General features: G+C 65.2%; 23 protein-coding genes. 16 read left to right on the top strand and 7 right to left on the bottom strand.

The genetic code is table 11. From position 1 onward, the window contains the following. Positions 1-35: 35 nt before the first annotated feature. Positions 36-1079 carry a chemotaxis protein CheB gene (locus tag WBP07_RS10005; RefSeq protein WP_395390888.1) on the top strand — a complete coding sequence of 348 codons (1044 nt, stop codon included), beginning with the start codon at positions 36-38 and terminating at the stop codon, positions 1077-1079. A 306-nt stretch (positions 1080-1385) separates the two neighbouring features. On the opposite strand, the gene WBP07_RS10010 is transcribed toward WBP07_RS10005, so the two are convergent. Genes WBP07_RS10010 through WBP07_RS10020 form a run of 3 tightly spaced genes read right to left on the bottom strand, consistent with a single transcriptional unit; the run spans position 1386 to position 5549 of the window. Further along, positions 1386-2945, bottom strand: a complete 1560-nt coding sequence (locus tag WBP07_RS10010) for a DHA2 family efflux MFS transporter permease subunit (RefSeq protein ID WP_395390889.1) — start codon at positions 2943-2945, stop codon at positions 1386-1388. Continuing rightward, entirely contained in the window at positions 2945-4096 is a 1152-nt protein-coding gene (locus tag WBP07_RS10015) for an HlyD family efflux transporter periplasmic adaptor subunit (protein ID WP_395390890.1), read from the bottom strand. Before WBP07_RS10015 ends, WBP07_RS10010 begins: the two co-directional genes overlap by 1 nt. Continuing rightward, entirely contained in the window at positions 4089-5549 is a 1461-nt protein-coding gene (locus WBP07_RS10020) for an efflux transporter outer membrane subunit (protein ID WP_395390891.1), read from the bottom strand. Before WBP07_RS10020 ends, WBP07_RS10015 begins: the two co-directional genes overlap by 8 nt. A gap of 66 nt (positions 5550-5615) precedes the next feature. Here WBP07_RS10020 and WBP07_RS10025 point away from each other — a divergent pair, with 66 nt between their 5' ends. From WBP07_RS10025 to WBP07_RS10060, 8 genes are all read left to right on the top strand, one after another. Continuing rightward, a complete protein-coding gene (locus WBP07_RS10025) occupies positions 5616-6236 on the top strand; it encodes a TetR/AcrR family transcriptional regulator (protein ID WP_395390893.1) in 621 nt (206 codons plus the stop codon). A gap of 180 nt (positions 6237-6416) precedes the next feature. Continuing rightward, complete coding sequence (locus tag WBP07_RS10030; RefSeq protein WP_395390894.1) at positions 6417-9812, top strand: acyl-[ACP]--phospholipid O-acyltransferase; 3396 nt, start codon at positions 6417-6419, stop codon at positions 9810-9812. Between the two features lie 229 nt (positions 9813-10041). Beyond that, the gene (locus WBP07_RS10035; protein ID WP_395390896.1) at positions 10042-10533 is read left to right on the top strand and encodes an asparaginase domain-containing protein; all 492 of its coding nucleotides are present in this window, start codon (positions 10042-10044) and stop codon (positions 10531-10533) included. Between the two features lie 343 nt (positions 10534-10876). Next, complete coding sequence (locus WBP07_RS10040; RefSeq protein ID WP_395390897.1) at positions 10877-12340, top strand: PAS domain S-box protein; 1464 nt, start codon at positions 10877-10879, stop codon at positions 12338-12340. Further along, positions 12333-12782, top strand: coding sequence for a response regulator (locus WBP07_RS10045; RefSeq protein WP_395390898.1), 450 nt, complete (start codon positions 12333-12335; stop codon positions 12780-12782). The genes WBP07_RS10040 and WBP07_RS10045 overlap by 8 nt, the downstream gene beginning before the upstream one ends. A 44-nt stretch (positions 12783-12826) precedes the next feature. Then, a complete protein-coding gene (locus WBP07_RS10050) occupies positions 12827-14635 on the top strand; it encodes a putative bifunctional diguanylate cyclase/phosphodiesterase (protein WP_395390899.1) in 1809 nt (602 codons plus the stop codon). A 367-nt stretch (positions 14636-15002) separates the two neighbouring features. Next, a complete protein-coding gene (locus tag WBP07_RS10055; protein WP_395390901.1) occupies positions 15003-15518 on the top strand; it encodes a nitroreductase/quinone reductase family protein in 516 nt (171 codons plus the stop codon). Between the two features lie 60 nt (positions 15519-15578). Next, entirely contained in the window at positions 15579-16760 is a 1182-nt protein-coding gene (locus WBP07_RS10060; RefSeq protein WP_395390902.1) for a MaoC family dehydratase N-terminal domain-containing protein, read from the top strand. A 109-nt stretch (positions 16761-16869) separates the two neighbouring features. On the opposite strand, the gene WBP07_RS10065 is transcribed toward WBP07_RS10060, so the two are convergent. After that, positions 16870-17709: a PhzF family phenazine biosynthesis protein gene (locus WBP07_RS10065; protein WP_395395766.1), complete on the bottom strand. Its 840-nt coding sequence runs from the start codon at positions 17707-17709 to the stop codon at positions 16870-16872. A gap of 158 nt (positions 17710-17867) precedes the next feature. Here WBP07_RS10065 and WBP07_RS10070 point away from each other — a divergent pair, with 158 nt between their 5' ends. Together WBP07_RS10070 and WBP07_RS10075 are read left to right on the top strand one after the other, a co-directional pair. Beyond that, positions 17868-18257 (top strand): glycine zipper 2TM domain-containing protein, encoded by a 390-nt coding sequence (locus tag WBP07_RS10070; protein WP_395390903.1) that lies wholly within the window; start codon positions 17868-17870, stop codon positions 18255-18257. A gap of 185 nt (positions 18258-18442) precedes the next feature. After that, on the top strand, positions 18443-19939 hold the full coding sequence (locus WBP07_RS10075) for a methyl-accepting chemotaxis protein (RefSeq protein WP_395390904.1): 1497 nt from the start codon (positions 18443-18445) through the stop codon (positions 19937-19939). A gap of 221 nt (positions 19940-20160) precedes the next feature. Here WBP07_RS10075 and WBP07_RS10080 read toward each other — a convergent pair whose 3' ends face one another. Beyond that, positions 20161-20550: a VOC family protein gene (locus tag WBP07_RS10080; RefSeq protein WP_395390905.1), complete on the bottom strand. Its 390-nt coding sequence runs from the start codon at positions 20548-20550 to the stop codon at positions 20161-20163. Positions 20551-20581: 31 nt separating this feature from the next. Beyond that, on the bottom strand, positions 20582-20950 hold the full coding sequence (locus WBP07_RS10085; RefSeq protein ID WP_395390906.1) for a hypothetical protein: 369 nt from the start codon (positions 20948-20950) through the stop codon (positions 20582-20584). A gap of 73 nt (positions 20951-21023) precedes the next feature. Here WBP07_RS10085 and WBP07_RS10090 point away from each other — a divergent pair, with 73 nt between their 5' ends. Together WBP07_RS10090 and WBP07_RS10095 are read left to right on the top strand one after the other, a co-directional pair. Then, on the top strand, positions 21024-21362 hold the full coding sequence (locus tag WBP07_RS10090) for a glycine zipper 2TM domain-containing protein (protein WP_395390907.1): 339 nt from the start codon (positions 21024-21026) through the stop codon (positions 21360-21362). Positions 21363-21574: 212 nt separating this feature from the next. Continuing rightward, positions 21575-22342 carry a sulfotransferase family 2 domain-containing protein gene (locus WBP07_RS10095; protein WP_395390908.1) on the top strand — a complete coding sequence of 256 codons (768 nt, stop codon included), beginning with the start codon at positions 21575-21577 and terminating at the stop codon, positions 22340-22342. Between the two features lie 19 nt (positions 22343-22361). Here WBP07_RS10095 and WBP07_RS10100 read toward each other — a convergent pair whose 3' ends face one another. Continuing rightward, positions 22362-22868: a nuclear transport factor 2 family protein gene (locus WBP07_RS10100; RefSeq protein WP_395390910.1), complete on the bottom strand. Its 507-nt coding sequence runs from the start codon at positions 22866-22868 to the stop codon at positions 22362-22364. Between the two features lie 256 nt (positions 22869-23124). Here WBP07_RS10100 and WBP07_RS10105 point away from each other — a divergent pair, with 256 nt between their 5' ends. From WBP07_RS10105 to WBP07_RS10115, 3 genes are all read left to right on the top strand, one after another. Continuing rightward, the gene (locus WBP07_RS10105) at positions 23125-23862 is read left to right on the top strand and encodes an SDR family oxidoreductase (protein WP_395395767.1); all 738 of its coding nucleotides are present in this window, start codon (positions 23125-23127) and stop codon (positions 23860-23862) included. A gap of 96 nt (positions 23863-23958) precedes the next feature. Then, a complete protein-coding gene (locus WBP07_RS10110; protein WP_395395768.1) occupies positions 23959-25203 on the top strand; it encodes a class I SAM-dependent methyltransferase in 1245 nt (414 codons plus the stop codon). Between the two features lie 89 nt (positions 25204-25292). Beyond that, complete coding sequence (locus WBP07_RS10115) at positions 25293-26513, top strand: argininosuccinate synthase (RefSeq protein ID WP_395390911.1); 1221 nt, start codon at positions 25293-25295, stop codon at positions 26511-26513. Positions 26514-26520: the final 7 nt, after the last annotated feature.

Here is a 26520-nt window from a genome sequence, read left to right on the forward strand (position 1 = left end):
GTTTTCGGACTCACTTCCGAAAAGGCGAACCCCTCATGCATGACGCCCGCGTCCTGGTGGTCGACGATTCAGCCGCGATGCGCGCGCTGTTCTGCGACGTGCTGGAGCAATCCAAGAACGTCGTCGTCGTCGGCACCGCCGCCAGCGCGGCGGAGGCCCGCGACCAGATCGCCGAACTGCGGCCCAACGTCGTCACGCTCGACGTGGAGATGCCGGGGATGAGCGGCATCGAGTTCCTGGAAGAGATCATGACCACCAACCCGATGCCGGTGGTGATGCTTTCCGCCCTCACCCAAAGCGGTACGGAAACCTCGCTGAAGGCCTTCGAACTGGGCGCGGTGGAATGCTTTCCCAAGCCGCTGAAGGCGACCCCTGAACAGTTCGCCAAGACGGTGGGCAAGCTGGGCAAGATCGTGATCGCCGCCGCCAATTCGAACGTGCGCGACCGGCCCCGCCATCGCGGGCCGAAGGCGGAAAGTGGTGGCGCGGGTGGCTACGCACCCAACGGCAAGATCGCCGCGTTCAGCACATCGATGGGCGGCGTGGATGCGCTGACCGAGGTGCTGGGCCACTATCCCAAGAACTGCCCGCCCACCGTAATCATCCTCCAGACCGAACCCGCGCTGGCAGAGATGTTCATCGCCCGCGCCGACAAGGACTGCGCCTGCGCGGTGAAGGCGGCGGTGGATGGCGCGGAACTGGCGCCGGGCATCGTCCACATCGCCTTCAATCCGGGCAAGCACGTGATCGTGGAGCCCGGCAGCCCGGCGAAGCTGCGCATGGTGGAGCGCGATCCGGTGGAAGGCTTCCGCCCCTCCGCAACGCTGCTGTTCGGCACGATCGCACGCGGCGGACTCCCCGCGATCGGCGCGGTGCTGACGGGCATGGGCGAGGATGGCGCCAAGGGCCTAAAGCTGTTGCAGGCGGCGGGGTGTCGTACCTTGGCGCAGGATCGCGGCACGGCGACGGTGCCTCAGGCTCCGGCGGCGGCGGTGGAGGCCGGCGCGGTGGATGCGGAACTGAAGCTGGAAGAGCTGGCAGCCGATGTGCTGGGGCAGTGCGGTTCGGCCGAGGGGTAGAAAAGGAAGCGGGGTCCCCGCCTTCGCGGGGACGACGAGGCATAAAACGTAAAACGTAAAACTGAGAGCGCCTGAGCACCCACCTCTCCTGCGGCACCGGCCCACTCCCCACCCGACCTCCCCTACGGGGTAGAATCTTGGGAGGTCGGCCCCCTCAGCGAAAAGGCCCCACGGACCTTTTCGTGCTCTTCGGGACGGGAGTGGGCTGGTGCCGCTTCCGGCCATAGACCGGACAAAAAAAGCCGCCGACGCCAGGGATAGAGGGGGGAGGCGTCGGCGGCTAGCCGGTCGGCAGGCTAAGGCGGTTTAGTGCCCGCCGGAGGCCGGCTTCGCACCACGCGGGGGACGCGGTGCAATCCAGATGGTGCAGGCGGCGATGAACAGCAGGATCGCGCAGAGTGCGAAGACATGCACCGTGCCCAACGCTGTTCCCTGCGCATTGACGAGGTTGGCCAGCGTCTGACGCGCCTGCTCCAGCGAGAAGCCGGCGGCCTGCAACTGATCCATCGTCTGCTGCGCGCCGTTCATAGAGGCTGCCATGTCCGCCCCGTTGGCACGGCCCATGTCTTCCCAGGTCGTCGTCACCAGAGCCGTGGCGATGGCGCTGGCCAGGGTACGGCCGAAGTTGGCGATACCCGCCGCGCCGGCCGTCTCGTCCGGGTTGACCGAGGCAAGGCTGATGGTCGTCAACGGCACCATGAACAGCGACACGCCGATACCCTGCACAAGCTGCGGCCAGGCGATGGTCCAGAACGGAACCTCGGTGGACCAGCTGGTGCGGAAGATCGCGCAGATGCCGATCCACGAGATGCCCAGGAACACCAGCAGGCGCGGATCGAAGCGCTGCATCAGCTTGGGCACGAAAGGCGACGCGATCACCGCCAGCACGCCGGAGAAGGCCATCGCCTCACCCGCCTGTGTCGCGGTGTAGCCCATCGAGGTCTGCAACCACTGCGGGATCACCACGACCGATGCGAAGTAGGTGCCGAAGGCGATCGTCAGCGAGAACGTGGCCGCGGAAAAGCCGCGATGGCGGAAGACTTTCAGGTCCACCACCGGGTGTTCCTCGGTCAGTTCCCAGATCACGAAAGCGATGAAGAAGATCACCGCGATCACGGCCAATGCCACGATGAAGGGCGAACCGAACCAGTCATGCTCACGCCCGAGGTCTAGCATCATCTGGAACGCGGCTACCCAGGCAATCAGCAGGCCCAGCCCGATGACGTCGATCGGCAGCTTGCGCGTGGGCGTCTCGATCCCGCGCAGAATCGTGAACAGGCCGAAGAAGACGATCGCCACGATCGGCACGTTGATGAAGAAGATCCACTCCCACGACCAGTTGTCGGAGATGTAGCCGCCGACGATCGGGCCCGCGATCGGCGCGGTAACGACCGTCATCGCCCACATCGCCATGGCGCGGGGATGCATGTGCTTCGGGAAGATGCGCAGCAGCAGCGTCTGCGTCAGCGGCATCAGCGGGCCACCGCAGAAGCCCTGGCCCAGACGGAACAGCACCAGCAGCGGGAACGTATGCGCGATACCGCAGAGCGCGGAAAACACGCCGAACCCGATCAGCGAGAGCAGGAACACACGCAAGCTGCCGAAGCGCCCGGCGAGCCAGCCCGTAAGCGGCACGCAGATCGCTTCCGCCACTGCGTAGGAGGTGATCGCCCAGGTGCCGTTCGACACCGAGACGCCAAGACCGCCGGAAATATGAGGGATCGAGACGTTGGCGATCGTCATGTCCAGCACGACGACGAAGTTCGCCATCGCCAGCAGGAAGCCGGCGACCAGCAGCTTTGCACCGGTGAAGGTGCCGCTATCGCCCGATCCCGTCGTGCCGGCTCCGGGGGGAGCGCCGGCCATCAGCGGGCATCCGTCAGATCGACTTCAGCGTCCATCGACAGGCCGACGCGCAGCGGATGCTGCTGCAGTTCCTTGGGATCGAGTTCGATGCGCACCGGCAGGCGCTGCACCACCTTGATCCAGTTGCCGGTCGCGTTCTGCGCCGGGATCAGCGAGAACGCCGCGCCGGTGCCGCCCGAGAAGCCCACGACCTTGCCGTGGAACTTCACGCCCGAACCATAGAAGTCAGAAGTCAGCGTGGCGTTCTGGCCGGGGCGCACGTTGCCCAGCTGCGTTTCCTTGAAGTTGGCATCGACATAGAGCTGGTTCACCGGAACCACCGTCATGGCAACCGCGCCGATCTGGACCTTCTGGCCGACCTGGATGGCGCGCTTGGCGATCACGCCGTCGATCGGCGCCCGCACGATGGTGCGTTCAAGGTCCAGCTTGGCCTGATCGACCTTGGCCTGGGCCTGGCGGATCTGCGGTGCGGTATCGAGCGTGGTGCCCTTGGTGATCGCGACCGATGCGTCTTCCTGACGGCGGGCGCTGATCGCATTGGCCTGCATCTGGGCCAGCGCGGCAGTCGCCTCGCCCTGCGAAGCCTTGGCCGAAGCCAGCGCCTCACGCGCGGTGGTCAGGTCTTCGGCCGAAACCGCACCCGAACCGACCAGCGCGGCGCGGCGGCTGTAATCGGCCTGCGCCTTGGTCAGCGTGGCCTGTGCCGAGGCGAGCTTGGCCTTGGCGGAATTGATCTGCGCGTCGCTGGCATCCGCCGAGGCGCCCAGCGCCCGGTTGTTGGCCAGCGACTGGCCGTAAGTGCGCTGTGCCGAGGCGAGTTCCGCTTCGGCCTGTTCCAGCGCGATCCGCTGGTCCGCATCCTCGATCCGGAACAGCAGCTGCCCCTTCTTCACCGGCTGCGTATCGGTGACGAGCACTTCGACCACGCGGCCCGAAGTGAGCGGCGTCACTTGCGCATTGTCGGCCCCGACATAGGCGTTGTCGGTCGAAACCGAACGGCTGCCGATGAAGAAGTCGTAGGCGCCGTAGAGCGCGGCGACCACAACCACGGCGACGCCAAGACCCACCAGCAACGGTTTGCGGCGGTCCTTGCCCAGCACGCTGCCGGATCCAGCATTTTCAGCAGGCGAACCCTGCGCTTCGTCAGTCATTTTCGGGGGCCTTCTTGCTGGAATTGTCTTCGTAACCGCCGCCGAGCGCGCGCTTCAGCGCGACGTCTTCGGAAAGCGTACGGAAATGGGCGTCGACAGCCTGCTGCTGCGCATCGAGCGCGGTGGTCTGGGCGGTCAGGGCATCGAGGTAATTGCCGATGCCGCCGTGATAGCGCTGGAACGCAAGGTCCTGCGCGCGGGTGGACTTGGAGGCCGCGTCGGCAGAGGCGCGCTCCTGATCCTGCGCGGCATTGCGGCTTGTCAGGGCGTCAGCCACTTCCTGCAAGGCACCGATCAGGGTGGAGTTGTAGTCCGCCACGGCAAGGTCGTACCCGCCGCGTGCCTGCGTGTAGTCACCCTTCAGGCGGCCGCCCTCGAAGATCGGCAGGCTGATCGCGCCGGTGCCGTTGCCGTATGTCGACCCGCTCTTGAACAGGTTCGACAGGCCCAGCGACTGCAGGCCGATCAGGCCCGAGATCGAGATGTCCGGCATGAACGCGGCCTTGGCCGCACCGATGCGCTTGTCCGCCGCTTCGGCGCGAAGTCGCGCGGCAACGATGTCGGGACGGCGGCCGAGCAGGTTGATCCCCGCATCGGCGGGAACCGTGGCCACCGGGATCGCGGTGATCGCGGTCGGCGTGATCGACAGCCCGCGATCGGGGCCGGTGCCCAGCAGCGCAGCCAGGGCATGGCGGCGCAGCAGGATCTGTTCGTCATTCTGCGACAGCGCGACGCGTGCCGATGCGGCCAGCGCTTCGGACTGGCGCAGCGGCGCTTCCTGATCGAGGCCCTGACGCACGCGCTGGCCGGTAAGGTCCACCAGCGTTTCGCGCGCCTTCACCGCGTCCTTCAGCGCTTCGCCCCGCGCGATCAGGCGGGCAAGGTCGAAGTAGGAAGACACGACGTTGGACGAGATCATCAGCTCGGCCTGGCGGGCATCGGCCTCTGCGGCCATGCGTTCCGATGTGGCGGCGGCAAGCTGCTTGCGGTTCTTGCCCCACAGGTCGAGGTCGAAATCGCCCGACAGCGCCAGGTCGCCGGTGCTTTTCCAGCCATGGGGGACGAAATCGGCGGGAATGCCGTTGTTGTAGCTCTGCTTGGCCATGCCGGCAGAGCCCTGCCCGTTGAGGCTCGGCAGGGTCGCGGCGCCGGCCACCTGGGCTGCGCCGCGCGCCTGCATGATGCGCGCCTGTGCGGAGGCGACATCCGGCGAGCCTGCGAGGGCTTCGGCCACCAGCGCATCCAGCTGCGGATCGCCATAGGCGGTCCACCACTGCTGCTGCGGCCACTGGGCATCGGCCTGCTGTGAAGACAGCGATTGCGTGCTGTCCAGCGTTGAAGGGGCCCGCAACTGCGGCTTCGGCCCAAGGTCGGGCACCGCGCAGGCGGATAGCGAAAGGCCGACGGCCAGCATCGATGCTGCCGCGACTCGGGGGAGCGGGATCGTACTCATCAGTACAGTTTTTATCGACCTCGACCTTGCCTCTGTCAATCGGAAAGTGTACTGTGCAGTACTGAGATGACAAACGTAGGTAAGAGAGAACTCAACAAGGCCAAGAAGCGGGCAGAGATCGTCGAGGTGGCGACTCGCTCCTTCTTCGACCGTGGCTACGGCGCCACCAGCATGTCTGCGATCGCGGATGAACTGGGCGGCTCGAAGGCGACGCTGTGGGCGCACTTCTCCTCCAAGGAAGAGCTGTTCGCCGCCGTGGTCGACAACAAGGTGGAGACCTTCTCGAAGGACGTGGACGAAGTGCTTACGGGGCAGAATTTCTCGTTTGCCGCGCTCCGCCGCGCCTGTCTGCGCTTCCTCGATTGCCTGCTGCGCGAGAATTCCGTCCAACTGTTCCGTCTGGTGGTGAGCGAAGGGCAGCGCTTCCCTGAAATCAACGAGATGTTCTACGCGCGCGGCCCTTCCAAGTTCCGCAATTGCGTGGCCCAGTTCTTCGCGACCAAGTTCACCGACGAGCAGGCCCAGCGGCTGACGCTGCTGATCGTCTCGGCGATGGTTGGTTACAGGTCCGACGTGTTGATGCGCCCGGACAAGCCGACGCTGAAGGACCATGAGGCATTCGTGGACAATGTGATCGGCCTGATCGACTGGCCGCGCCCCTCCCCGGCCCAAATCCAAGCCGCCTGATCCCGCGCCCGCAAGTCCGCTCCGGCATCGCGCACTGCAAAATTGAACACCGTCTATTTTTAAATTGAACGGTGTATATTTTTATGCAATCCAAAGCTGACGATTGCGAATCGGCGGTGGTTTAACCGTCCGCAAACGCGTTGAAGGCCAAACGGCACATTCACAGACGGGGATACGGGCGTGGCGGCACCAGACTTTTCATTGCTAGCGAAGCGGCGTTTTGCGCCGATGTTCTGCGTCCAATTCCTGGGCGCGTTCAACGACAACCTGCTGAAATACGCGATGCTGCTGCTGGCCAACTACGGCCTGCTGCGCGATGCGCCGGATAAGGCGGGGATGCTGTCGGTACTGGCGACGGGGCTGTTCATCCTGCCCTATTTCCTGTTCTCCGCCCTCGCCGGCCAGATTGCCGACCGGATCGACAAGGCTAGACTGGTCCGCTGGATCAAGCTGGCCGAAGTGGGGATCATGGGCCTCGCCCTTGTCGGCTTCGCGTGGGAATCGATCGCGGTCCTGCTCGCCAGCCTGTTCCTGATGGGCCTGCATTCCACCGTGTTCGGCCCGGTGAAGTATTCGATCCTGCCGCAGCACCTTGGCGAGCATGAGGTCATGGGCGGCACCGGCCTGATCGAGGCGGGCACGTTCCTTGCCATACTGGGCGGCCAGTTGCTGGCCGGACAGGTCGTGCCGTGGGAGGCCGGACTGGTCGCCATGGGCCTTGCGGTGCTGGGCTGGCTGGCCGCGCAGGCTATCCCCGCCGCCCCGCCCAGCCGCGATGGGCACCCGATCGACTGGAATATCGCGCGCGGTACATGGGCCGTGCTGGTCGCCGCCCATCGCGGGCGCGGCGTCTGGCTCGCCGTGCTGGGCATCAGCTGGTTCTTCACGGCCGGTGCGATCCTGCTGACCGAGTTCGTCCCGCTCGTCTCCGACACGCTTCAGGCGCGCAAGGAAGTGGCGACGCTGTTCCTGGTTGTCTTCTCGGTCGTCATCGCGCTGGGCTCGATGACGGTGAACCGGCTGCTGAAGGGCGAAGTCTCCGCCCGCTACGTGCCGGTCAGCGCCCTGATGCTGGCGATCGGCCTGATCGACCTCTGGCTTTCCACCCGCGCTTTCGCCCCCACGGTGATCGACGCGACGGTGGCGCAGTTCGTGTCCAACCCGCAGTCTTGGAAGATCTTTGCCGACCTCGTCATCATCGCCTTCTCGGGCGGGATGTTCATCGTGCCGCTCTACGCGATCCTTCAGATCCGCTCCTCCCCCGAAGAACGCTCGCAAGTGATCGCCGCCAACAACATCCTCAACGCGGGGATGACCGTGGCTGCCGTGGGCGTGGTGGCGGTGCTGCTGGGCAACGGCGTCAGCGTGCCCGGCGTCATCGGCGTGCTGGGCTTCGCGACTTTGGTGGTCGCGGTGATCTCGATCTGGCTGCTGCCCGAAACGCTGTTCAAGGCGGTGATCCGTGCGGTGCTGCGCATGCTCTACCGCGTGGAAGTCACCGGAATGGAGAACATGCCCAAGCCCGGTGAGCCGGCGGTCGTCGTCGTCAACCACCTCTCCTATCTCGACGGCGTGCTGCTGGGCGCGTTCCTGCCCGGCAAGCCGACTTTCGCGGTCCACACCGCCATTGCAAAAAGCTGGTGGATCCAGCCCTTCCTCAAGCTGTTCCGCGCCTTCCCGGTCGATCCCACCAACCCGATGGCGGCCAAGGCGATGGTCCGCGCGGTGAAGGAAGGCCGCACCTTGGTGATCTTCCCCGAGGGCCGCATCACCGTGACCGGCGCACTGATGAAAGTGTTCGACGGCCCCGGCATGGTGGCGGACAAGGCCGACGCGCCGATCATCCCCGTCCGCCTGGACGGCCCGCAGTACACCCCCTTCTCCCACCTCAAGGGCAAGGTGCGCCAGCGCTGGTTCCCCAAGGTGACGATCGAAGTGCTGCCCGCGCGCCGCTTCTCCATCGAAGGCGAAATGACTGCCCGCCAGCGCCGCGCCATCGCCGGCCGCCGTCTCTATGACGAGATGAGCCGGATGATCTTCGACACCAGCCACACGGACAGCACGCTGTTCGCCGCCCTGTGCGAAGCGCGTGCGATCCACGGCGGCAAGACCAAGGTAGTGGAAGACATCAAGCGCACCCCGCTGGCCTACGACCGGCTGATCCTGGGCGCCGAACTGTTGGGTGAGCGGCTTGCCTATCGCACCCGACCCGGAGAAGCCGTTGGCCTGCTGCTGCCCAATGTCAGCGGCGTTGCCCTCGCCTTCTTCGCGCTGCAAGCCGAAGGCCGCGTGCCCGCCATGCTGAACTTCACCGTGGGCCAGGCCAGCCTCGTTTCCGCTTGCGCCACTGCTGAAATCGCCACCGTCGTCACCGCGCGCGCCTTCGTCGAACAGGGCAAGCTGGAACCCGTAATCGCCGCGCTGAAGGCGGACGGGCGCAAGGTACTCTACCTTGAAGACCTGGCCGCGGAGATCGGCACGGGTGCCAAGCTCTGGCACATGTTGACCGGCCGCTTGGCCGCCAGCCGCCATGCCCGCCGCAAGGTCTCCCCCGACGCTCCGGCAGTGATCCTGTTCACCTCCGGATCGGAAGGCGCGCCCAAGGGCGTGGTGCTCAGCCACCGCAACCTGCTGTCCAACTGCGCGCAATTGGCCGCGCGGATCGACTTCAACCCCGCCGATGTGGTGCTGAATGCGCTGCCGGTGTTCCACTCGTTCGGGCTGACTGGCGGTACACTGCTGCCGCTGCTGAACGGCATCCGCACGGTGTTCTACCCCAGCCCGCTGCACTACCGCATCGTTCCCGCGCTGGCATACGACGCCAATGCCACGATCTTGTTCGGCACCGACACATTCCTTTCCGGCTATGCCCGCATGGCGCACAGCTATGACTTCTACTCGCTGCGCTACATCTTCGCGGGCGCGGAGAAGGTGCGCGAAGAAACCCGGCGCACGTATGCAGACAAGTTCGGCCTGCGCATCCTGGAAGGCTATGGCGCCACCGAGTGCGCGCCGGTGATCGCGGTGAACACGCCGATGCACTTCAAGGCGGGCACCGTCGGCCGCATGCTGCCGGCGATGGAAGCGCGGCTTGAGGACATGCCCGGCATCACCGAGGGCGGGCGCCTCTATGTGCGCGGGCCGAACGTCATGGCCGGCTACCTGCTGGCGAGCGAGCCCGGCGTGCTCCAACCGCCCGTCGAGGGTTGGCACGACACCGGCGATATCGTCACCATCGATGATATCGGCTTCGTCACCATCCGTGGCCGAGCCAAGCGCTTCGCCAAGATCGCGGGCGAGATGGTCTCGCTACCGGCGGTGGAGGGCTATGCGGCCAAGGTCTGGCCCGATGCGGAAAGCGCCGTGGTCACCCGGCCCGATGCCAAGAAGGGTGAGCAACTGGTGCTCTACACCACTGCCAAGGGCGCCGATCACAAGGCGCTTCAGGAATGGGGCCGCGCCAACGGCATCGCCGAACTGATGATCCCGCGCGATATCCGCGTGCTGGACGCCCTACCCGTGCTCGGCACCGGCAAGCTGGACTATGTGACGCTGAACGAGATGGCGAAGAGGTAAATCCCCGTCGCCTCAACCTTCAGATCGACGAAGCATAGCATCCGCAACAACAACCTCGTCGCCCCCGCGCAGGCGGGGGCCCCGCTTTTCTTAACGACGTTGCAGAAGGAAGCGGGATCCCCGCCTTCGCGGGGATGACGGGGTTTGATGCCGGAGGATGTGGTGGGAGCGGATGGCGTAGAACGGCTGACAGTTGCCGCACCACCCCCGCCGGTTTAAAGGGCGGGGCATGAGCCTCCCCCCGATCCTCGTCGTCACCACTGGCGGCACTTTCGACAAGCAGTACTTCGACGCCCTCAGCGAATACCAGATCGCCGAAAGCGTGATCGAAAAGCTGCTGAAGACCTCGCGCGTCGCCCATCCGTTCCGCGTGGTGGAACTACTGCGCAAGGACAGCCTCGAACTCACGGACGAGGATCGCGCGCTGATCCGCGCCACCATCGCCGCCGCGCCCGAAACGCACGTCGTTATCACCCACGGCACCGACACCATGACCGAAACGGCCAAGGCGCTGGACGGGCTGGAAGGCAAGACCGTGGTGCTGACCGGCGCCCTCGCCCCCGCCCGCTTTGCCGAAAGCGACGCCACGTTCAACCTCGGCATGGCCTTCGCCTGCTGCCAGGCTGCCCAGCCCGGCGTGTGGATCACGATGAGCGGATCGGTGTTCAACGGCCTGAAAGTCCGCAAGGATCGCGAAGCCGGCAAGTTCGTGGAAATCTGACTTTTGCTGGCCGGGGAGTGTTCCTTCCCGGCAGCTCCTGGAAGCGAACCGCCCCCTCGAAACGCATGATTTGCGCGCATGCAAGCGCGGCTGACATGGCCGTTCTTTGCCGCCAAAGCGGACTAAATCGCGCTCTGCGGCCCTTTATGGACTGAATGTCGATCATTCCTAAGGGGTTCGACGGAGCGGCGCCTTGTTAAGCCGCAAACGCCCCATGGCCCAAGTATGACGCAGGAGGTTCGCCACCCGCGTCATTGAATGAACGCGAAACGACCCTCCCGGTCGCCCCGCCGGACCCTTTCCCATTCCGGGAAGGCGGCCTGCATCTGTACTGGGAGGTTGCGTGTCGATCGTAGTCGATAGCCTTGCCGAAGTTCATGCGGCGCTGCAGCACGCACCGATCGGTGCGGTGGTGGTGGACCGCGCCGGGGTTATCTCCTGGGCCAATCCCGCCTTCGCCTCGATCGTGGGAGAAGCCGATCCTGCGGCCTTGCGCCTGGCGCTGGTCACCCTCTGGATGGACCCGGAAGACGGCGAGGCTTTGCTGCAGATGCTGCAGTCCCACTTCGCCACGCCGGGCGAGGCACGGCTGCCATGGACCCGCCCGACCACCTTCAAGCGGATCGACGGGGCCGAGCAGCCCGGCGAGATCACCCTTGCCCCCTGCTCCGGTGCGTTCGACCAGTTCGCGATCCTGCACGTGCGCAATCTGGTCCGCCTTGCCACGGCGGAGAAGCGCTTTTCGCAGATCTTCGAGAACCTGCCGCTGGGCCTGATCGTCATCGACGGGGGCCAGCGCATCGTCCAGCTCAACCAGGCGCTGGCCAACCAGTTCGGCTATTCGCGGGAGGAACTGGTGGGCCGCTCGCTCGATGTGCTGCTGCCGCCGCGCTACCGCACCGAACACCAGCACCACATTGATGCCTATACCCGCGCGCCGGTCGCCCGATCGATGGGCCTGGGCAGCGACCTGACCGGGCTGCACCGGCTGGGCCGCGAGATCCCCGTGGAAGTGGCGCTGACGCGGTTGGAGACGATGGCACAGCCGCTCTACATGGCGATCGTCACCGACATCACCGTGCGAAAGCGCGGGCAGGAAGCGCTGCAGCAGACCAACGCGCAGCTGGAAGAATTCACCTACGTCGCCAGCCACGACTTGCGCTCCCCCTTGCGCGGGATCGCCGATCTCGTGACCTGGATCCGGGAGGATCTGGGCGACGAGAACATGACGCCCGAAGTGAAGCACAATTTCGACCGCATCGCCCTGCGCATCAACCGGGCGGAGCAGATGATCGACGACCTGCTGAGCTACGCCCGCGCCGGCAACCGCGATCTGGAAACCGAGATCGTCACCCCCTGCGACCTGGTGGACGAGGCGCTCAGCCTTGCCCTTGTGCCGGAATCCTTCACGGTGGAGGTCGAAATCGAGGAAGGCGGCAGCCCGTTCCGCGCGCCCCGCGCGCCGCTGGCGACATCGCTGCGCAACCTGATCGGCAATGCCGTGAAGCATCACGGCGGCGAGAACGGCCACATCCGCATCTCCGTGGGCGAGAACGGCCGCTACACCGTGTTCACCGTGGACGACGACGGCCCCGGCATCGCGAAAGGCAACGAGGAACGCATCTTCAAGCTGTTCCACCGCGCCTCGCCCGGTACCAGCGGCGAAGGCCTGGGCCTCGCCTTCACACGGCGCATGATCAATGCCCACGGCGGTATGATCACGGTGCGCTCGCCCGGCGAACTGGGCGGCGCCTGCTTCGAAATCCACTGGCCGCGCGTCCTCCTGAAGGAGATGGACGATGAATGAGGCCGCGCAGCCCGCCGAGCAGGACATGAACTGCACCGTGATGGTTGTCGATGACGACGACGTCGCGCTGGAAGCCGTGCTGCGTAGCTTCGCACGGCATCAGGTGCCCTGCCCGCAAGTGACCGCCGGTGACGGGGCGGAGGCACTGCTGATCCTGCAGGGCCGCCACCCGTCCAAGCACGTCGAGACGCCGGTGATCGTCCTGCTGGACCTGAACATGCCTAACATGGATGGTTTCCAGTTTCTTCACGCCTTGCGCGGAGATCCCGCGCTTGCCCGTACGGTGGTCTTCATCCTGACCACCAGCGCCCGCGATCAGGACCGGTCGCGCGCCTACGACGAACATGTTGCCGGCTACATGGTGAAATCGGCGGTCGGCCCGCAGTTTTCCCAGCTTGCCCAGTTCATTTCCAAATACGCCTGCACCCAGAACCTCCCCTGACGAGAGGCCCTATTGTCATGACTTATCAGCCTTCTTCCTCTTCCTTGCCGATTCCCTCCCAGAACACTCCGGCCGAAGGGCATATCCGCATGGAATACCTGCACAACGGCACGAACGACATTCAGGCCCTTGTCATCGATGACGACGACGTGGATCGCGAACGCCTGATCCGCATGCTGGAACGCTGCCCGCGCCGCATCAACGTGATGGAGGCGGCCTCTCAGGCCGAAGCGCTGCAACTGATCCGCCTGGCGGAACCGCAGTTCGACATCGTGTTCCTGGACTTCGGCCTGGGCGATGGCGACGGGCGCGACCTGGTGCCGACGATCCGCGCCGAAGTCGATCCGGACTGCCCGATCGTGGCCGTCACCGGCAATTCGGACGAGCAGATCGCCGCCGATTCCATCAAGTCCGGCATGACCGAGTTCCTGACCAAGCGCGCGCTTTCGCCCGAACGCGTCGCCGCCTCGGTCGAGGAAGGGATCGCCTGGCGCAAGTACCGGCAGGACCTGCGCCGCGCCGAGGAGGAGCTGACCCATCGCAGCCTCCACGATCCGCTGACCGACCTGCCCAACCGCACGCTGCTGTTCGACCGGCTCGGCCAGTCCTGCGCCCGCGCCCGCCGCACCGGCGACAGCTTCGCGGTGATGATGATCGACCTCGACCGCTTCAAGGAGATCAACGACAGCTTCGGCCATGCCGTGGGCGATGTCGTCCTCACCACCGTCGCCCGCCGCCTCCGCGGCCACTTGCGCGAGGTGGACACCGTGGCACGCCTGGGCGGAGACGAGTTCGCGCTGCTGCTTCAGGACGTGGATGACGAGGAGAACGCTGCCGCGCTCGCCGCCAAGCTGGTGCGCCTGATCGAACAGCCGATCGTCCACGAAAGCCGCGTCATGCACGTCGGCGCCTCGCTGGGGATCGCGCTCTGCCCGCAGCGCGGCTTCTCGCCAGCCGGCCTGCTCTCGGCGGCGGACGATGCCATGTACGAGGCCAAGCGCGGCCTTGCCAAGCTGGCCACCTGGCAGGAAGGCATGCCCTCTCACCCGCCGGTCGATCCCAAGATCATGCTGGACGAGCTGGAAGCCGCCATCGCCCACGATACCCTGCAATGGCACTGGCAGCCCAAGGTGGACATGCGCGACGGCCGCGTGCTCGGGTTCGAGGCGCTGGTGCGTTGGAATCACCCGCGCATCGGCAATATCCCTGCCGATCAGCTGATCCGCGCGGTGGAGCACAGCCCCTTGCTGGAAACCTTCACCCACCAGTGCATCGACAAGGTGCTGGAGCAGTTCGCGCAGATCCAGGACAAGGTGGACGGCGCCTCTATCTCCATCAACCTCTCCGCACGGATGCTGGAACGACCCAGCTTCGTCGACGATCTGGTGGACATGGTCGACTGCCACCGCATCGACGCTAAGCGCGTGACGCTGGAACTGACCGAAACGGCGCTGATCACCAATCCCTCGCAAGCGCGCCGCGTGGTCGAGCGCCTGCGCGACAACGGCATCGCCCTGGCCATCGACGACTTCGGCGCCGGCTTCACCTCGTTCGGCTACTTGCGGGACTTCGCGATCAGCGAGATCAAGATCGACCGCTCGTTCATCCAGCGCTTCACCGAAAGCCGCTTCGACCAGTCGCTGGTCAACAGCCTGGTGGTGCTCTGCGACAGCCTGGGCATTCCGCTCGTGGCCGAAGGCGTGGAGAACGAGGAAATCCGCGACCTGCTGGTCTCGCTGGGGTGCCACAACGGCCAGGGCTACGGCATCTGCCGCCCGATGCCCTATGAAGACGTGCTGGACTGGATGGACGACTGGCATGAAAACACGCCGATCCGCCAGATGAATGCCTGACACGCCGCCCGGCTTGTCGAAGGGGCGAGCCGGGCACCGACGAAGCTTCGGGGCTCCACTTCTAGCGGTTCACGCGAAGGTTGCGACTGACCACCCCGCTGCGGCTCACCAAGCCTCACGGCCCTCCCGCTTGCCGGAGGGCGTAATCGCGCCTCGCACGAATTGATGCGCTTTCCTCCCCTCCCGCAAGCGGGAGGGGCAGCGAGACTTGGCAGCTTGCTGCCTAGTCGCAGCAGGGTGGGCCAACGCAACGCCCTGCTCCTCAACGACGCCCCGGTGATACTTCCCGGCCAGAATGCATAGCTTCTGGACCCGCCGCCCGACCTTAGCGATCCTCCCGCCCGAAAATCGTGGAGAGGAGCACATCATGAGCGACGAAACGGCAGCGGCGATCAGCGCCGTCAGGCGCGATTGGGTGACCGAGCATCGCGACATGTATCTCGGCTCCGGCGGCGTGCAGGGCCATATCATGGACATCACCCCCGTCGGCGGGCGCAAGTTCGCAACGCACTGCCTGGTCAAGTACACCGGCCGCAAGAGCGGCAAGGTCTTCATCACCCCGCTCTGCTACGCCGATATCGGCGGCGAAGTGGTGATCTGCGGATCCAAGGGCGGCGCCGATGCGCACCCGCAGTGGTATCTCAACATCGTCGCCACGCCGGAGATCGAATTCCAGATCGCCACTCAGGCCTTCCGCGGCACCTGGCGCGAGCCCGAGGGTGCAGAGCGCCAGAAGGTGTGGGACTTCTTCATCGACTGCCACCCTTTCTATGCCGACTATCAGAAGTCGACCGAACGGGTGCTGCCGCTGGTCATGCTGAAGGCCGATACGGAAATCCCGGTGTTCAAGCCCGACGACGCGACCGGCCTGCGCACGACCTGATCCGCTTACCCATCCCGGAAAACTGCGGCAGGCAAACTGCTGCGTGAGGACACATATCCAATGAACGCCACCACTACCGCCCCCGCCACACTCGACTGTTCGGACATCGACCAGTACCTCGGCAAAGTCATGGACTTCTCGCCCCTGCGCGAGCCGATCGCCGCCAACGACATCCGGCGCTGGGTCCATGCGATGCACTACCCCAACCTCGTCCATTTCGATCCGGACTTTGCGGCGGCCAGCCGCTGGGGCGCCCTTGTCGCCCCGCAGAGCTTCGCGATCGCCACGGACGACGGCCACGGCGCCGCGCCGGCCTGCGTCGGCTGCATTCCCAATTCGCACCTGCTGTTCGCGGGCGACGAATGGTGGTTCCACGACACCCGCGTGAAGGCCGGCGACGTGATCACCAACACGCGCATTCCGTTCGACTACGTCGTCAAGGAAACCGGCTTCGGCCCCACCTGCTTTCAGCGCGGCGACAACAACTACACCAATCAGAATGGCGAACCGATCGCCAAGCAGCGCTCCACCGCCTTGCGCTACAATGCCCATGCCGGCGGCGCCGCGGTAAACCCGGACGATTTCGCCGATCCCGACTGGTCGGACGAGGCGATCGCAGACATCGAGGCGCGCGTCTTCGCCTGGGTGCAGATGCTGCACGATCTTGGCCACAAGGAACGCTGGTGGGATGACGTGCAGGTGGGCGACCAGCTGCCGGAGCGCGTGTTCGGCCCCCATTCGCTGGCCAGCTTCGCCACCGAATGGCGCGCCTACATCGTCAACACCTGGGGGACGATGAACTTGCGCAAGAACGATCTGGAAGCCCTTGGCTTCACGCGCGAGATGGCGGGGTACGAGAACGATCCGGACATGATGAAGGTGAACCCCTTCCTCACCGACGGCGCCTACTACGGCCCTTCACGCGGGCATCTGTTCCCCAAGTACGCCCGCCGCATCGGCATGCCGCGCGGCTATGGCTACGGCGCGTCGATGGGTTCGTGGGTGACCGACTACCTCTCCGGCTGGGCGGGCGAGCATGGCATGCTGGTCCATTCGGTCTCCAACTATCGCGGCCCGGCGCTGACCGGCGACGTGACGATCCAGACCGCCGAAGTGGTCGAAAAATCGGTCGATGCCGAAGGGCGCCACCTCGTCCACGTCAAGCACCTGATGACCAACCAGCGCGGCGTGAAGATGTGCCTCGGCACCGCCGAAATCGCGCTGCCGAAGAAAGCGGTTTAAAGAAGGCGTCTAATCCCGCCTGACGGCGGGAAGCGGCGCCGGCTCACGCCCCCACCCGACCACCCACGAGTGTATCCTGATGGGTGGTCGGCCGGTGCGTAAAACGGCTTTAAACGCTCAGCGCACCGCCCGAAGACACCGTATCCACGCGGCCGGCGATCCAGATCGATCCGTCGGCCGCGTGGGTGCAGTGGACCAGACCGTCCGCGCCCACCTTGCGGCCCTGCGCGGCGATGTAGCTGTCCTCGGCCAGTCCGGCGCCGAACAGATACTGCGCCACCGCCGCGTTCAGGCTGCCGGTAACCGGATCCTCGCACATGCGGCCCTGCGGATCGGCGAAGAAGGCGCGCACCTCGAACTGCGCCGGACCGCCCGGCGCGCAAGGCCCCAACAGCGCGACGTCGGTGCCCTTGGGCGCCTTGGCCACCGGCTCGGCCGCCAGCACCGCCTCCGCGCTAGACAGGTGAAGCAGCTTCCAGCCCGGCCCGTTCGCGGCGTGAACGGCGGAGATCACCGTGGCCGGGTCCGCGCCGGTCAGCCGGATCGTTTCGGCCAGATCGGCCACGTCCAGCGGCCCCTCGCGCAGCAGCGGCGGGGCGCGGAAGGCCAGCAGGCCGTCCTCCTGCCGCACGTCGACAAGACCGATCCCACATTCCTGCACGATCTTGCCTGGCACCTTCGGCTCCCCGCCCGCTGCCAGCCAGGCATGCGCCGTGCCCAGCGTCGGATGCCCGGCGAAAGGCAGTTCGCCGGCCGGGTAGAAGATGCGAACGCGATAATCGGCATCCGGATCGGTCGGCGGCAGCAGGAACGTCGTCTCCGAAAACCCCAGCCAGCGTGTAAGCGACTGCATCTGCTCGGTATCGAGGGCTTCCCCACCCCGCACCACGGCCAGCGGATTGCCGCGCAGCGGGCTTCCCGCGAAAACATCCACCAGATCGAGTTTCATCGCCGTCATCGTCAATTCCGCACTTTCCATTCACCGCAACTGAGCGTCGCCTCGTCGCACCCGGAAGCGATAGGTCTTACGGTTCATTCCGTGTTGCGCAGCCAATCGCCATAAAGACGTTTAGTCCTAAGATACACAATTCCAACGAGGACAGTGTCATGAACAAGCTTCTGCTAGCGCTCGCCATGGCGGGTGTCGTTATTCCCGTCGCCGCGCCCGTCTCCGCCGATCCGCATCGCGGACCGTCCTACGGATCGCAGGCCCACCGCCCGCCGCAGCGCAACAACTATCGCTACGATTCGAATGGCCGCTACCGCAATCCGCCCCGGATGACGCGTAACGACCATGTCTGGCGCGGCCGTGACGGGCGTTACTATTGCAAGCGCGACAACGGCACCACCGGCCTGATCATCGGCGCCGGCGTGGGCGCACTGGCCGGTCACGAGATCGCCGGCAGTGGCGACCAGACGCTGGGCGCGATCATCGGCGGCGTCGCCGGCGGCGTGCTGGGCCGCCAGATCGATCGTGGCGATCTGAAGTGCCGTTGATCTGATTTCCGGCCCGCCCCCGCGGGCCGACCTGTTCCGGAAGCGCTGGCGATCGGCCGCGCTTCCGGTGCGGCTTTCCTTAGGGCCGCCCCTTAGCCGTTCCATCTCATGATCTTAGTCTCTGGCCGATAGACCGGCCGGGACTGCGGGCCTGTTCGTCTGGCCCTTGGGGATGGACCAAGCACATGAGCGCCACTTCCACCGCCGCAACCAAGGCCGCCAAGGCCGCCGCCGCCCGCGTGAACATCGCGCCGCTGGACGATGCGAATTATCGGCTGTTTCCCAAGCTCTGCGCCGCCATGCGCAAGCACGCGCGCAAGGCGCTGGCCAAGCTCTACACGCGGATCGAGGCCACGCCCGAACTGTCGCGCATGCTGCCCACCAGCGCCATCCGCGAACGGGCATCGAACGCGCAGTACGACCACTGGATCAAAATGTTCTCCGGCCGTTTCGATGCCGACGCGCGGGCGCGCAGCGAAAAGATCGGCGAAATCCACGCCCGCATCGGCCTGACGCCGGACTACTACGTTTCCGCCTATGCCATGGTGCTGGAAGAGGTCATCACCGCGATGATGACCGGGCGGTTCATCACGCCCCTTACCAGCCGCACCGTCGGCCAGACCATCGGCACACTGGTCAAGGCATCGATGCAGGACATGCAGGTGGCGCTGAACACCTACTTCGTGCACGAGGCGCTGGACCGCGACCGCGCGCTGCAGACGATGAGCACCGCGATGGAACAAGTGGCGCACGGCAACCTGCAAGTGCAACTGGGCGACCTGCCCCCCGCGTTTGAGAAGCTGGCGATCGATTTCCACGAGATGCGCCGCCGCATCAGCGCGCTGGCCATCGACATCACCAATTCCTCGGAAGGCGTGAAAGTGGGCGCGCAGGAAATCAGCGCCGCTGCCAACGATCTGGCCTTCCGTACCGAAAGCCAGGCCGCCACGATCGCCCGCGTCGCCGAAGGCATCCGCGAAGTGACCGAGGCGATCGGCACCACGGCGGACAACGCCGGAAAGGTCAATTCCAGCGTTTCCGAAGTGGCCCACCATGCCCGTCACGGCGGCACCGTGATGGAGTCCGCTGTGATCGCGATGGACAAGATCAAGACCAGTTCGGCAGAGATCGCCAGCATCATCGACGTGATCGAGGCGATCGCTTTCCAGACCAACCTGCTGGCGCTGAATGCCGGGGTAGAGGCCGCACGTGCCGGCGAGGCGGGCAAAGGCTTCGCGGTCGTCGCCACCGAAGTGCGGGCCCTGGCCCATCGCACCACCGAATCCGCCAACAACATCAAGGACCTGATCACCAAGTCCTCGCAAGACGTACTTGAAGGCGTGGACCTGGTTGCCCAGACCCGCGCCGCGCTGGAAGAGATCATTGCCAAGCTGGCCGACACCACGTCCCGCGCGGAAAGCATTTCGCGCTTTTCCGCCACGCAGGCCGAAACCATCCGCACCCTCAGCGGCGAGATCCAGCAGTTGGACACCAATACCCAGCAGAACGCGGCCATGGTCGAACAGTCCAACGCCGCGGCCCGCGCCTTGACCGAGCAGGCCGGCGCCATGAGTTCGACCGTGGGCAAGTTCAAGTTCGAACGGCGTGACTCGTTGCGTGAGGATTACGCGGGTCCCGCAAGGTCCGGCACGCCGGAAATCAGGCGCGCGGTCGGTTACTAGGCTGGTGCTGGGTTGGATGCGTTGCGCTTGCCCACCCCGCTGCGGCTAGGTTCGCCTGCGGCTCACCAAGCCTCGCGGCCCTCCCGCTTGCGGGAGGGCATAGTGGCGCCTCGCGCGAATTGGTGCGCTGTCATCCCCTCCCGCAAGCGGGAGGGGCAGCGAGACTTGGGCTTGCAAAGCAAGTCCTAGTCGCAGTGGGGTGGGCAGGCGCAACGCCAGCCCTACAAAACCCGTCCGGGCATCAACGCGGACGGCCAACCGATCCGCACCAACAGGCCATCGGGCCCGTTGATCCCCACTTCATAAAGCCCCCATTCCCGGTGCCGCAGCACGCCGCCGGGCCGGATGATCAGGTCGTCCACGCGCGCGGCGATGGCATCGACATCGGGCGTGCGGATGAACACGCCGAAAGGGTTGTGCTCCTCCGGCACACGCCAGGGGCCGGTTCCCGCCTGGGTCAGATGCACTTCGCAGCCCCAGCCGGTCATGATCGCATATTGCGCATCGCCGCCGGTACGTTCGAACCCCAGACGCTGCCAGAACGGAATGGCATCGGGCAGGCTGTTGCTGGGGACGATGGCGAACGCGCCGACGGAAGGCCCCTCTGTCATGGATTGCTCCCTAACTGCTGGAGCAATCGTTCTAGGCCTTAAACTCATAAACGGCACCATCGAGGTTTGAGGCAAAATGGCTCAGCGCCAGGAAGGAAGGCGCCGGAATATGTCCATATTTCAAGGCTTCCTGACACAGCGATGGGCCATTTTGGTCAAATCCCGAAGGGACGCCCAAATGGCTTCCATCTCGAACCAAAGGGACCTTGGACGGGCAACCAGCCCGCCCGGCGGTCCCTTCGGCCCGAGTTGTTCGCCATTTGGGCGCCTCGATGGGGCCGTTTATGAGTTTAAGGCCTAGACCGAACGGCAAAGGGAAAAGCATCGAACAATGGCCGGCAACGACATTCGCCGCCAGCCAGCCACGCTCCATCGCTTCGCCGCCGGAATTCATGTTCATTCATCGTGCGTTGAAGTGCCGGCGGGAAAGAGGGGCTCAGGTCGCAATAGAGATGAAATCTGGAGGAAACACCTTGCGTAAGACCCTGATCGCCGCAGCCATAGCCACTGTCGCCGTTCCCATCGGCATGAGCGTGGCGGAGACCGCCGAAGCCCACGGGCGCGGTCGCGGCCCCGAATACCACAACACCAACAATGGCATCCGCTACTGGCGCGGCAACGACGGTCGTTACCGCTGCAAGAAGTCGAACGGCACCACCGGCCTGCTGATCGGCGGCGTTGCCGGCGCACTGGTCGGCCGCTCGATCGACACCCGTGGCGATCGCGCCACCGGCACGATCCTCGGCGCGGGCGCGGGCGCCCTGCTCGGCCGCTCGATCGACCGCAACAACAGCACGCCGCGCTGCCGCTAAGCAGCGATTGGCCGCATCGGTTGGACGCGCCGACGGGCGCGGCCATCCAAAGGCACATCCCAAAGGCACATCGAAGGGGGCGTGTCGGCGCAAGCCGGCGCGCCCCTTGTCGTTTCCGGGCCGCTCGTTCCGATCGCATCCCGATCCCGAAACTCGAGTTTGAAATTATCCTGAAATCCGCCCCCCACATGAAGCCGCCATTGCCTTCCCGCATGGCGACCGTCCTCCAGCCCCCCGTTCTCGACAGGACTTCCGGCACCGCCGGCCTGAACCGCGTCATCGCTTCCGCATTCGGCGTTCGGCTTGTCAGCGATGTGCACGAACGGCTTTCGCGCTGGGGGCTGCGTCCCTGGCTCGATGCCAAAAGGCGTGAGCGGCTCCATCGCATCCGCGCCAGCGGCCTGCTGTTCATCCATGTGCCCAAGAATGCCGGCACCTCGATCAGCGAGCGGCTCTACGGCGCGCAGACCAAGCATGCCACGGCGCTCTACTACAGCCGCGTGGCGCCGGACGTGCTGGCCCTGCCCAGCTTCGCGATCATCCGAAATCCGGTGGAACGCTTTCTTTCCGCCTATCGCTACGCCCGCACCGGCGGGACACGACATCGCAGCGTTTCCCAGCCTTTCCTTGGCCGTTACGGCAGTTTTCGATCGATCGACGATGCCATCGACCATCTGGCGGCGGCGCGCAGCCTGTTCGACATCGATCACGTGTTCCGTCCGCAGGCATGGTATCTGCTCGACGCCCATGGCCAGCAGGCCGTCGACCGGCTGATCCCCTACGAACGCATTGGCGAGATCGGCCGCCTGCTCGGCCGACCGTCGCTCGACAATCTGCCGCTATTCAATCGCTGCGATGCAAGTTGCGAGCGTTCGGGCGAGCTTCCCGGCCGCGCCCAGCTCGATTTCCTGCACAGCTTCTACGCGCGCGACTTCGCGCTTCGCGAGACGGCTTTGAAAACCGGCGCGTCCGCCCTCTGACAGTTCGCGAGCAGCAAGTTTACGGTTTTAAAGGGGGCACTGCATGCTGCTCAGCCTCGGTCATTGTACGATGGCCATAGCTGAGCACTTGGGTCGCGTGCCATCCATCCTCTCGTCGGGCCCAGACGATCACGAACTTGGCGATCCCCGCGCACTCGCCCGAAGCCAGCTCGCAAAAGTAGTGTTCGCCTTCTTCGATCGCGCCATAATCCTTGACCGGATAGACGTGCAGACTGGCCGGCAGCAGTTCGCGATGGACCTTGCCGCAGATGTATTTGCGGGTGCTGTCGACCACGGACTTGCGATCGAACGTCGCACCGCCGGTATCGTGGAAAAAGGCAACGTCCGGATCGAAATAGCGGGCGAACGTATCAAGGTCGCACGTGTTATAAGCCGTGAAGACCTTGGCATCGATCGCGGCGATCTCAACCGTCAGCGGGTCGGCCGGTGTTGGCGCCGAAGCGGTAGCTCCATTGGCGGCGGTAACGGCAGCGGTTGCCGCAGCGAGGAGTGCGAAAAGAGCCATGGGCCGCAGCCTATGCATCACAGGCGGAAAATCAATGGATTGCGTGGGGGATAGGGGCCTTTCCTAAGGCGCCGGACTGTGCTCCTATGCTGGCGATGTTCGCATGGAATCCCCCCTCTCCATCCCATCTCGCATGTGATCGGAACCGGCGCCTTTCGGCACTGGCCGAGGAACCCTGCGCAATTTTCACTGAACCGTGTCAACTGTGTCAACCTGCCGGTATCGGAGCGGCGAAAGCGTGAGCGACAGGCCCGCGATGCTCGTCACCGGCGGCGCCAAGCGGATCGGCGCGGCCATTGCCCGTGCCTATGGCGCGGCGGGCTGGCACGTGGTGATCCACTATGGCCAATCCCGCGAGCAGGCCGATGCGCTGGCTGCCGAACTGCCCAGCGCCGAGATCGTGAGCTGCGAACTGGATGACTGGGACGCGCCGGTCGCGATGGTGGAGGACCTCGCCGCGCGCCTGCCAGACTGGCGGGTGCTGGTGAACTGCGCCGGCATGTTCGATCTCGACACCGCGCAAAACCTCGAACCCGCAACGTTCGAAAAGGCGATGCGCGTAAACGCCGGTACGCCGGCCAGGCTGGCGCAGGCCTTCCTCGCCCACTCGCGCAGTCCGCACGGGCGGCGGGTGATCCACGTGACCGATCAGAAGCTGCTCAATCCCAATCCGGACTTCTTCTCCTACACGATGAGCAAGCACGCGCTGGCCGCGACGGTGCCGATGCTCTCGATGGCGAGACCGCGCGAGGAGGACCGGGTCTATGCGTTGGCGCCCGGCGCAATCCTCGCCAGCCATGACCAGACCGAGGCGGAGACCGAAGTGTCGCACCGCCTGAACCTGCTCCACCGCAAGACCACGCCCACCGATGTGGCAGACGCCGCGCTGTTTCTGGGACAGGGCTGGCTGGCGAGCGGGGAGACGCTTTTCGTTGATTCAGGCCAGCACCTGCTCGCGCAGCCGCGCGATGTGCTGTTCCTTGCCCGGCAGTAGGGGGAAGCTGCCGGATTTCTCGCCTTCGCTTGCGGCATTCGCACGTGAAACACTCTTGTTCCGGGCCGAAGCGCCCTTCACAAATGGCTGATGGCAATGGGAATTCTCGATCGCTTCCTCGAACGCGGCGTCCGCCAGGGCACGCTTGAACTGACCCGCCCCGATGGCAGCGTGAAGCACTTCGGAACGCAGGCAGCCGGTTTCCCGGACGTCCGCATCCGCTTCACCGATGCCAAGGCAGAACGGCAGATCCTCACCGACCCCCGCCTCGGCGCGGCGGAAGCCTATATGGACGGCAGGCTCATCGTCGAAAACGACGACATCATGGGCCTCGTCGAACTGCTGCGCGCCAATTCCAAGTGGGACAAGGGCGGCGAACTGCACGAACAGTCCGCGCTGAAGAAAGTGACCGGCAAGCTCGTCACGCTGGTGGATGGGATCAACAAGGCAGCCAGCGCCAAGAAGAACATCGCGCATCACTACGACATCGGGAATGAGCTTTATAAACTGTTCCTCGATATCGAGCACATGCAGTATTCCTGCGCCTACTGGCCCGACCCGGAAGGCATGACGCTGGAACAGGCCCAGACCGCCAAGCTGGCGCATATCGCCGCCAAGCTGGCGCTCGAACCCGGCCAGCGCGTGCTGGACATCGGCTGCGGTTGGGGCGGCATGGCGATCTATCTCGCCAAGCATGCCAATGTTTCCGTGCTCGGCATTACGCTCAGCGAGGAACAGCTGGAACTCGCCCGCGAACGCGCCGAGCAGGCGGGCGTGGCGGACAAGTGCACGTTCCAGCTGGTCGACTATCGCGATCTTGCCGCGCGGGGAGAGAAGTTCGACCGCATCGTATCGGTCGGCATGTTCGAACATGTGGGCCAGGCGCAGTTCGCGCAGTTCTTCAAGGCATGTGGTCAGTTGCTGCCTGATGACGGCGTGATGCTGCTCCACACGATCGGCCGCATGGGCGGCCCCGGCGCGACCGACGCCTTCACCCGCAAATATATCTTCCCCGGCGGCTACATCCCCGCGCTCAGCGAGACGGTAGCGGCCAGCGAAAAGTTCCGCCTGATCGCCACCGATGTAGAGAACCTGCGCCTCCACTATGCCTTCACCTTGCGCGAATGGTACAAGCGCTGCGTCGCCAACAAGCCGGCGATCGTGGCGATGATGGACGAGCGGTTCTATCGCATGTGGATCTTCTACTTGTCCGGCGCCACAGCGGCCTTCGAAAGCGGCGGCATGTGCAACTACCAGATCCAGTACACGCGCAACCGCCGCGCCCTGCCGCTCACCCGTGGCTATATGGCCGTGGCGGAGGCTGCGCTGCTCGGCGAATAGGGCCGCACCTTTCCTTCATTGCGCAAGGGGGCGCGTGCTGATAGGCGCGCGTCCCGAATCCCATGCCCTTTCCTGCGGAGCCTGCGCCCATGTCCGACAGCATCAAGAAGGTCGTCCTCGCCTATTCCGGCGGCCTCGACACCAGCGTCATCCTCAAGTGGCTTCAGGTCACGTATAACTGCGAAGTGGTGACCTTCACCGCCGACCTCGGCCAGGGTGAGGAACTCGAACCCGCGCGCGCCAAGGCCAAGCTGATGGGCCTGCCGGACGAGAACATCTACATCGACGACCTGCGCGAGGAATTCGTGCGCGACTTCGTCTTCCCGATGATGCGCGCCAATGCTCGTTATGAAGGCGACTACCTCCTCGGCACCTCGATCGCCCGCCCGCTGATCTCCAAGCGCCTGATCGAGATCGCACACGAGACCGGCGCCGACGCCGTCGCGCATGGCGCCACCGGCAAGGGCAACGACCAGGTCCGTTTCGAACTCTCGGCTTACGCCCTCGATCCGAACATCAAGGTCATCGCCCCTTGGCGCGAGTGGGACCTGACCAGCCGCACCGCCCTGATCGCCTGGGCAGAGCAGCACCAGATCCCCGTTCCCAAGGACAAGCGCGGCGAAAGCCCGTTCTCGACCGACGCGAACCTCCTCCACACCTCGTCCGAAGGCAAGGTTCTGGAAGATCCGTGGGAAGAGACCCCGGACTACGTCTACTCGCGCACCGTCAATCCGGAAGACGCGCCGGACGCGCCGGAATACATCACCATCGACTTCGAGAAGGGTGACGGCGTCGCCCTCAACGGCATCGCGATGAGCCCCGCCTCGCTCCTCACCGCGCTCAACGAACTGGGCCGCAAGCATGGCATCGGCCGCCTCGATCTGGTCGAAAACCGCTTCGTCGGCATGAAGTCGCGCGGCATGTATGAGACGCCGGGCGGCGAGATCTACGCCCGCGCCCATCGCGGTATCGAGCAGATCACGCTCGACCGCGGCGCTGCTCATCTCAAGGACGAGCTGATGCCGAAGTACGCAGAGCTCATCTACAACGGCTTCTGGTTCGCGCCGGAGCGTGAGATGCTGCAGGCTGCCATCGATCACTCGCAGCAGCGGGTCAACGGCACCGTCCGCCTCAAGCTCTACAAGGGCAATGCCTCGGTCGTCGGCCGCAAGTCGCCGGACTCGCTCTACTCCGAACGCCACGTCACGTTCGAGGACGATGCCGGTGCTTACGACCAGAAGGACGCGGCCGGTTTCATCAAGCTGAACGCCCTGCGACTCCGCCTGCTGGCCCAGCGCGACTCCAAGTAAGCACCCC

The sequence above is a fragment of the Novosphingobium oxfordense genome (assembly GCF_044029435.1).
In the GTDB taxonomy this organism is placed as follows: Bacteria; Pseudomonadota; Alphaproteobacteria; order Sphingomonadales; family Sphingomonadaceae; genus Novosphingobium.

Coding starts and splice junctions, on each gene's coding strand:
- WBP07_RS10005 (WP_395390888.1), top strand. CDS start 36: ATGCATGACGCCCGCGTCCTGGTGGTCGACGATTCAGCCGCGATGCGC.
- WBP07_RS10010 (WP_395390889.1), bottom strand. CDS start 2,945: ATGGCCGGCGCTCCCCCCGGAGCCGGCACGACGGGATCGGGCGATAGC.
- WBP07_RS10015 (WP_395390890.1), bottom strand. CDS start 4,096: ATGACTGACGAAGCGCAGGGTTCGCCTGCTGAAAATGCTGGATCCGGC.
- WBP07_RS10020 (WP_395390891.1), bottom strand. CDS start 5,549: ATGAGTACGATCCCGCTCCCCCGAGTCGCGGCAGCATCGATGCTGGCC.
- WBP07_RS10025 (WP_395390893.1), top strand. CDS start 5,616: ATGACAAACGTAGGTAAGAGAGAACTCAACAAGGCCAAGAAGCGGGCA.
- WBP07_RS10035 (WP_395390896.1), top strand. CDS start 10,042: ATGAGCCTCCCCCCGATCCTCGTCGTCACCACTGGCGGCACTTTCGAC.
- WBP07_RS10045 (WP_395390898.1), top strand. CDS start 12,333: ATGAATGAGGCCGCGCAGCCCGCCGAGCAGGACATGAACTGCACCGTG.
- WBP07_RS10055 (WP_395390901.1), top strand. CDS start 15,003: ATGAGCGACGAAACGGCAGCGGCGATCAGCGCCGTCAGGCGCGATTGG.
- WBP07_RS10060 (WP_395390902.1), top strand. CDS start 15,579: ATGAACGCCACCACTACCGCCCCCGCCACACTCGACTGTTCGGACATC.
- WBP07_RS10065 (WP_395395766.1), bottom strand. CDS start 17,709: ATGAAACTCGATCTGGTGGATGTTTTCGCGGGAAGCCCGCTGCGCGGC.
- WBP07_RS10070 (WP_395390903.1), top strand. CDS start 17,868: ATGAACAAGCTTCTGCTAGCGCTCGCCATGGCGGGTGTCGTTATTCCC.
- WBP07_RS10075 (WP_395390904.1), top strand. CDS start 18,443: ATGAGCGCCACTTCCACCGCCGCAACCAAGGCCGCCAAGGCCGCCGCC.
- WBP07_RS10080 (WP_395390905.1), bottom strand. CDS start 20,550: ATGACAGAGGGGCCTTCCGTCGGCGCGTTCGCCATCGTCCCCAGCAAC.
- WBP07_RS10085 (WP_395390906.1), bottom strand. CDS start 20,950: ATGAACATGAATTCCGGCGGCGAAGCGATGGAGCGTGGCTGGCTGGCG.
- WBP07_RS10095 (WP_395390908.1), top strand. CDS start 21,575: ATGGCGACCGTCCTCCAGCCCCCCGTTCTCGACAGGACTTCCGGCACC.
- WBP07_RS10100 (WP_395390910.1), bottom strand. CDS start 22,868: ATGGCTCTTTTCGCACTCCTCGCTGCGGCAACCGCTGCCGTTACCGCC.
- WBP07_RS10105 (WP_395395767.1), top strand. CDS start 23,125: ATGCTCGTCACCGGCGGCGCCAAGCGGATCGGCGCGGCCATTGCCCGT.
- WBP07_RS10110 (WP_395395768.1), top strand. CDS start 23,959: ATGGGAATTCTCGATCGCTTCCTCGAACGCGGCGTCCGCCAGGGCACG.
- WBP07_RS10115 (WP_395390911.1), top strand. CDS start 25,293: ATGTCCGACAGCATCAAGAAGGTCGTCCTCGCCTATTCCGGCGGCCTC.